At 75.8% G+C, this 6,427-nt stretch carries 7 protein-coding genes; 5 read left to right on the forward strand and 2 right to left on the reverse strand.

Going from position 1 to position 6,427, the window contains the following annotated elements:
- Positions 1-64: 64 nt before the first annotated feature.
- Positions 65-772: an ArsR/SmtB family transcription factor gene (locus ACFXAM_RS14845; protein WP_380291092.1), complete on the reverse strand. Its 708-nt coding sequence runs from the start codon at positions 770-772 to the stop codon at positions 65-67.
- A 959-nt stretch (positions 773-1,731) separates the two neighbouring features.
- Here ACFXAM_RS14845 and ACFXAM_RS14850 point away from each other — a divergent pair.
- Complete coding sequence (locus tag ACFXAM_RS14850; protein ID WP_380291146.1) at positions 1,732-2,169, forward strand: hypothetical protein; 438 nt, start codon at positions 1,732-1,734, stop codon at positions 2,167-2,169.
- The gene (locus tag ACFXAM_RS14855; protein ID WP_380291094.1) at positions 2,166-3,038 is read left to right on the forward strand and encodes an isocitrate lyase/phosphoenolpyruvate mutase family protein; all 873 of its coding nucleotides are present in this window, start codon (positions 2,166-2,168) and stop codon (positions 3,036-3,038) included. Before ACFXAM_RS14850 ends, ACFXAM_RS14855 begins: the two co-directional genes overlap by 4 nt.
- A gap of 50 nt (positions 3,039-3,088) precedes the next feature.
- Here ACFXAM_RS14855 and ACFXAM_RS14860 read toward each other — a convergent pair whose 3' ends face one another.
- Positions 3,089-3,574 (reverse strand): Lrp/AsnC family transcriptional regulator, encoded by a 486-nt coding sequence (locus ACFXAM_RS14860; protein ID WP_380291096.1) that lies wholly within the window; start codon positions 3,572-3,574, stop codon positions 3,089-3,091.
- A 188-nt stretch (positions 3,575-3,762) separates the two neighbouring features.
- Between ACFXAM_RS14860 and ACFXAM_RS14865 the strand changes: the two genes are divergently transcribed.
- From ACFXAM_RS14865 to ACFXAM_RS14875, 3 genes are all read left to right on the forward strand, one after another.
- Positions 3,763-5,331, forward strand: coding sequence for a histidine decarboxylase (locus tag ACFXAM_RS14865; protein ID WP_380291098.1), 1,569 nt, complete (start codon positions 3,763-3,765; stop codon positions 5,329-5,331).
- Between the two features lie 240 nt (positions 5,332-5,571).
- Positions 5,572-5,940, forward strand: a complete 369-nt coding sequence (locus ACFXAM_RS14870; RefSeq protein WP_380291100.1) for an RNHCP domain-containing protein — start codon at positions 5,572-5,574, stop codon at positions 5,938-5,940.
- A gap of 27 nt (positions 5,941-5,967) precedes the next feature.
- A complete protein-coding gene (locus tag ACFXAM_RS14875) occupies positions 5,968-6,384 on the forward strand; it encodes an RNHCP domain-containing protein (RefSeq protein WP_380291102.1) in 417 nt (138 codons plus the stop codon).
- Positions 6,385-6,427: the final 43 nt, after the last annotated feature.

Below are 6,427 nucleotides of genomic sequence, written 5' to 3' on the forward strand. Positions count from 1 at the left end.
TCGGTGGTTCGGTGGTTCGGTGGTTCGGTGGTTCGGTGGTTCGGTGGTTCGGCGGCTCGGCGGCTCAGAGCGCGACGCCGAGCAGCTCGCGCAGTGCGCTCTCGCCGTCCGGGGTCACCCGCAGGGCGCGGCCGGAGCCGATCCGTTCGACCCAGGCGCGGTCCAGCGCCGTCCGGCAGAGCGCCGCCCCGAACGCGCCGCCCAGGTGGCTGCGCCGCTCCGTCCAGTCCAGGCAGGTGCGGACCACCGGGCGGCCGCCGGAGCGTCCGGCCCGGGGCGGCAGCTCCACCCCCAGCTCGGCCAGCCAGGACCGGCCGCGCCCGGTGAGCGCCGGACCGTCCTCGTCCGCCACCAGGCCGCGGGCGAGCACGGCGTCGCGGACGGCCACGCCGAGGCGCCCGGCCAGGTGGTCGTAGCAGGTGCGGGCCCGGGCCTCGGCGCTGGTGCGGGTGGCCTCGCGCAGCGAACCGGGGGCGGCGGGCGACGGCGGCCGGTCCGCCGGCCCGGCGGGGACCGGGAAGGACGCGAGGTCCTCGATCAGGGTGGCGACCTCGGGGCCGGCCAGCCGGACGTACCGGTGACGGCCCTGGCGCTCCTCGGCCAGCAGGCCGCCGGCGATCAGCCGGGACAGGTGCTCGCTCGCCGTGGACGGCGCCACGCGGGCGTGCCGGGCCAGCTCACCGGCGGTCCAGGCGCGGCCGTCGAGCAGGGCCATGCAGAACGCGGCGCGGGTCGGGTCGGCGAGCAGACCGGCGAGGTGGGCGAGGGTCATGCCTCCATGGTGCCGCGGACACGGTTCGGCGGGGGCCGAAACGTTCCGGTCCTAGCGTGGGGCGCATGGCCGATCCCACCGCTTCCACCCCCACCGTCGACGTCTCCTTCGCCCGGTACGAGGACGTCACCGCCGCGCTCGCCGATCCGGCGCTGGTGCCGCCGCCCGCCGAGTCCGGGCCGGCCGGCGGCCTGGCCTGGCTGCGGGCCGCGGTGGCCCGGTTCAGCGCGGGCGAGCGGCACGCCGTCCGGCGGGCGTACGTCGAGGCGGACCTCGCCGGGCTGGACCCGGGCGCGCTGCGGTCGGCGGCGGCGGCCGGGTTCGAGGCGGACGTGCGGCTGCGGACGGTCCGGGTGCTCGCGCAGGCGCTCGGGCTGGCGGAGCCGGAGGCGGTGGCCCGGGCGGTCGGGGTGGTGGCGCGGTCGTACTTCGTGGAGCGGCCCGAGGACCCGGAGGCCGATGCGGCGGTGGCCTGGCTGCTGCCGCGCATGGGGACGGCGCGGACGGGGCAGGGGGCGCGCACGGGCACGGAAGCCGGGGACGCGGCGCGGGCCGCCCACCGGATCGGGCTGCTCGTCCAGGCCTGCGACGCCACCGCCACCCTGGTGGAGCACGCGCGGGCGGCCGGCGCGGGGGCCGGGGATCCGGTCGCCGCCGCGCTGCGCCACGACCCGCCGGTGCGCACGATGCGCCGCCTCGCCGTCCGGCCGACCGAGGTGGGCGGGGTGCCCGTCCCGGCCGGGGCGCAGGTGCTGCTCGACGTCGCGGCCGCCCAGGCGGACCGTCCCGACCTGCCGCCGCTGACCTTCGGCGCCCCGCCGAGGCTCTGCCCGGGCCGGACGCACGCGCTCGCCATCGCGGCGGGCATTCTGCACGGTGCCTCCGCCGGGCCGGCGGGGGAGGAGGCCGGGGCCGCTCCGGCCACCGACGACCGGGACCCCGTCGGGCTGGTGCCCGCCATGGTCGAGCACGTCCTCGCGCTCGCCGCGACGTGGACCGGCTGGGACGGCCGCCCGGCCACCGCCGACGGCCGCACCTACACCCCGCACAAGGCGATTCGCCGGGTCACCGACCATCTCCTCGACCACCTGGCGGAGTTGGAGGCCCGGCTGGCCGGCGAGCCGACCCGGCCCGACCACTGGCACGCCTCCGCGACCACCACCCCCGCCGACCTCGCGCCGTTCACCGCGGCCGACCTGGACGAGGCCCGCAGCCGGCTCACCCGGCTGGCCCGGATCTGGGCCGTCCGGCTCGGCGCGCTCACCCCCGAGCAACTCGACCACTCGCCGGGAACGGGCTGGTCGTTCCGTCAACTCGCCTTCCACGCCGCCGAGTCCGCGTACTACGCGAACGCCGTCGGCGATCTCCGTCCGCACGAGAGGACCACCGCCCGATGAGCACCGCCCCGCACGAGAACTCCTCGTACGAGAACTCCCCGCGCGAGCACCGGCCGCACGAGCACCGTCCGCTCGACACCCGGTTCGCCGCCCTGCACCGCCGTCCGGGCGAGCCGCTGCTGCTGCCCAACGCCTGGGACCACGCCTCCGCCGCCGTCCTCGCCGAGCAGGGCTTCGACGCCATCGGCACCACCAGCCTCGGTGTCGCGGCGGCAGCCGGACTGCCCGACGGCGCGGCGGCGACCCGCGACGAGACGCTCCGGCTGGCCGGCCGCCTCGGCCGCTCCGGGCGGTACCTGCTCTCGGTCGACGTGGAGAACGGCTTCAGCGACGACCCGGGCGAAGTCGCCGCGTTCGCCGTCGAGTTGGCGGAGGCCGGAGTCGTCGGCATCAACCTGGAGGACGGCCGTCCGGACGGCACGCTCACCCCGGCCGCCGTGCACGCCGCCAAGATCGCCGCGATCAAGGCCGCCGCTCCGGACCTGTTCGTCAACGCCCGCACCGACACCCACTGGCTCTCTCTGCCCGACCCCGTGCAGGAGACCGACCGCCGCCTCGCGGCCTACCAACTGGCGGGCGCCGACGGCCTGTTCGTCCCCGGCCTCACCGACCGGGGGGCGATCGGGCGGCTCTGCGGCTCCCTCGCCCTCCCGCTGAACATCCTCTACACCCCGACCGGTCCCACCCTCCCCGAACTCGCGGCCCTGGGTGTCGCCCGGGTCAGCCTCGGCTCCTACCTCTACCGCACCGCCCTCGCCGCGGCCGTCTCCACCGCGCTCGCCGTCCGCGCCGGCGCGCCGGGCCCCGCCGGACCGGTGGACACCCCCGCCTACGCCACCGTCCAGGCCCTGTACGCCGACGGGCGGTAGGCGGGCAGGCCCCGGGCGGCAGGCGCCCGGGAGCGGGGCCCGGGCCGCCGTCACCCGGTCAGGTAGCGGCGGCCCGGGATCTGCTCGAAGATCAGGTTGGTCCGGGTCTGCGCCACCGCGGGGTGGGTGGTGAGGTGGTCCACGACGAAGTCGCGCAGTTCCTCCGGGCCGGCCACGCCGACGTGCAGCAGGTAGTCGTCGGACCCGGCCATGTGGAACACCGCCAGGACGCCCGGCAGATCGGGGGCGGTGCTCCGGAAGCTCTCGATCCGCTCGCGGGTGTGCGCCCGGAGCCGGACCGAGATCATCGCCTGCAGGGGCAGCCCGATGGCAGCGGGGTCTATCTCCGTCCGGAAGGCGCGGACGATGCCGCGCTCGCGCAGCGCGCGCACCCGCGCCAGACAGGTCGACGGGGCGATGCCCACGGCCTCGGCGAGCGCGTTGTTGGGCGTGCGGGCGTTCTCGGCGAGGACGCGCAGGATCGCGCGGTCGGTGTCGTCGATGGGCGCCCGGTGGGCCTGCGGAAAATTCGGCACGCCGCTCAGCGTCCCCGACCGTGCCGTAGATCCGCAAGGCAGGCGCGGCCGATTCCGAATCTTCTGCGGAAGGCTTTCGCCGGGGCAGCGGAAAGTTCCATCCTGGCGGGCGAGCGGCCACGGCCGTCCGCCGCCGGCGGCCCCCGTCTGCCCCCGCCTGCCCTCAGCGAACCCGGAGCGCCGCACCCATGAGCCCTGCCACCACCGCCCCCGCCGCCCCGGTCCACGTCGACGCGGCGCCGGAGAGCGGGGACTTCGCGATACCCGCCGAGGGGCTCACCGACGGCGAGCGGCTGCGCGCCCTCGACCGGATGGACGGGTACCTGACGCGCAAGCGCCGGCACCTGGTCGGCTACCAGGCCACCCAGGAGCTCGCGGGCAGCGCCCTCGACCTCGCCCGCTTCATGCTCAGCAACATCAACAACCTCGGCGACCCGTTCCAGAGCGGCGGCTACAAACCGAACACCAAGGTCGTCGAGCGCGCCGTGCTCGACTACTACGCGCGCCTCTGGCACGCCGGGCGCCCGTACGACCCGGCCGACCCCGAGTCGTACTGGGGCTACATGCTGTCCATGGGCTCGACCGAGGGCAACATGTACGCCCTCTGGAACGCCCGCGACTACCTGAGCCGCCCCGGCGCGCCCCGCCCGGTGGCGTTCTACTCGGAGGACACCCACTACTCCTTCGCCAAGGCCGTCCGGGTGCTGGGCGTCGACACCTTCCACGCGGTCGGCACGGCGGACTACCCGGACGAGTGCCCGCTCGGCGGCGACTGGCCCGCCGAGGTGCCCTCGCTGCCCGGCCCGTCCGGCACCTCCTGGGACGGGCCCGGCGCCGTCGACGTGGACGCGCTGGCGGTGCTGGTGGAGTTCTTCGCGGCGAAGGGCCACCCGGTCTTCGTCAACTTCAACCTCGGAAGCACGTTCAAGGGCGCCCACGACGACGTCCGCGGCGCGTGCGAGCGGCTGCTGCCGGTCTTCGAGCGGCACGGCCTGCTGCCGGGCGCGGACGCCCGCGACGGCGGCCGCCGGGGCTTCTGGATCCACGTCGACGGCGCGCTCGGCGCCGGGTACGCGCCGTTCCTGCGGATGGCCGCCGAGGACCCGGCGGCGTACGGCTGGGCACCGGAACCCGGCGCCGGCGCACCGGAGTTCGACTTCGGCCTCACCCTGCCGAGCCGGACCGCCGGCGAGGTCGACATGGTCGCGTCGATCGCGATGAGCGGCCACAAGTGGGCCGGGGTGCCGTGGCCGTGCGGCGTCTTCATGACGAAGACCAAGTACCAGCTCGAACCGCCGACCCAGCCCGAGTACATCGGCGCCCCGGACAGCACCTTCGCCGGCTCCCGCAACGGCTTCTCGCCGCTGGTGCTCTGGGACCACCTCTCCCGGCACTCCTACCGGGACCAGGTCGACCGGATCCGCCGGTCCCAGGAGCTGGCCGCCCACCTGGAGCGCCGGCTCCACGAGCTGGAGGCGGAGACCGGCGCGCAGCTCTGGCCGGCCCGCACCCCCGGCGCGATCACCGTACGGTTCCGCAAGCCCAGCGCCGACCTGGTCGCCAAGTGGTCGCTGTCCTGCGAGAACGTCCTGACCACGCCAGGGGACCCGACGAGCCTGCGCGGCTACGCGCACGTCTTCCTGATGCCCTCGGTGGACCGCGCGAAGCTGGACGCCCTGCTCGCCGACCTCGCCCGGGACCCGGTCGTCCTCTCCGCCCCCGTCCCCGGCCCCGTCCCCGCCCCTGCCTCCGCCTGACCGGCGCGCCGCGGGGCGGGCGGGGCCGGCCGGGGATTATTCGGTGGCACGGGCGTCGGAGGCGTTGTTACGCTCGCCGCTCCGCCTGCCCGCCACTGCTACGGCCCCGTGCCTCCGAGAGGGTGTCTTGATGTCCCGGACCGCGCCGAGTGCGCCTCGCCACACCGCCTGACGAACGTCGTCGAGGCCGCTCGGCCTGCTCTTGCTGTCATCGTTGACCTCCAGCAAGGAGCACCCCGGGTGTCCAGCACCACCAACCCACGCAACACCCTGCAGACCGCCACCTTCGCCTGCGCCTGGTGCGGCCTGACCGTGTCCACGTTCGCCGGTGACGGCGCGCGGCGGAACCACTGCCCGTCCTGCCTGCACTCGCAGCACGTCCTCGACCACGTCGAGGGCGGTCCGAGCGCGTGCCACGGGCGGATGTCGCCGATCGCCATCGCCGTGCTGCGCACCGGCGACTGGATGGTCGTCCACCGCTGCGTGCGCTGCGACGAGTTGACGTCCAACCCGGTCTGCCGGGACGACAACCAGCTCATCCTGATGCGCATCGCCGTCCGGCCGCTGGCCCAGCCGCCGTTCCCGCTCGAAGCGTTCGGCTCCCTCTGAACCGCCGCGGAAGAGGGAGGAACGACCGTGCCACGACATCGGAACACCGGTGAAGGCCGTCGCCGGCAACGCCCCAAGGACGTCCTGCACGCCGGGGGCGGGCACCGGGCGAACGACTTCCGGTGCGTCGGCTGCCGGCTGGACGTCCCGGTGGACGCCCCCGGCACCGTCCACCGCAATCACTGCCCCAACTGCCTGGCCAGCCTCCACGTCGACCGCCGCGTCCCCGGTGACCGCGCCGCCGACTGCCGGGGCCGGATGGAGCCGCTGGGCATGTCCGCCCGCCCGGACGGCGAGTGGATGATCGTCCACCAGTGCCTGTCCTGCGGGGAGCTGAGCACCAACCGGATCGCCGGCGACGACAACCCGTTGCCGCTGCTCCGGCTCGCGCTCCGGCCGTTGCGGGACGCGGACTTCGCCCGTCGCACGCTGTTCAGCCTGTGACCCCGCCGGCCTGGTCACCGCCCCCCCCACGGGGCGGGTACAG

Origin of the sequence: Kitasatospora sp. NPDC059462 (genome assembly GCF_042749955.1) — a bacterium.
Classification (GTDB): Bacteria; Actinomycetota; Actinomycetes; order Streptomycetales; family Streptomycetaceae; genus Kitasatospora.